At 44.7% G+C, this 244-nt stretch carries 1 pseudogene; it reads right to left on the bottom strand.

Annotated features, from left to right (window positions below):
• Nucleotides 1-244: pseudogene (locus tag RG959_RS24770) on the bottom strand (bifunctional NADH-specific enoyl-ACP reductase/trans-2-enoyl-CoA reductase); the annotation flags it as partial.

Here is a 244-nt window from a genome sequence, read left to right on the forward strand (position 1 = left end):
TTTTTATCGTCTGTCAACTCTGCAGGATTATGGTTATTGTACAAACGCTCTGCGAACATACGATAAATTTGATCCATACAACCTTCATGGATACCTTTCTCGCGCATTACCTTGAAGACCATCGCCAAATATAGCGGCATTACTGGAATTGCTGAGGAGGCCTGAGTAACAACTGATTTCAATACAGCAACGCTCGCGCCACCGCCAATTTTAGCCAATTGAGCATCGATAGCAGCGGATGCAC

This window comes from Domibacillus sp. 8LH (assembly GCF_038806185.1).
GTDB classification, from domain to species: Bacteria; Bacillota; Bacilli; order Bacillales; family Domibacillaceae; genus Domibacillus; species Domibacillus indicus_A.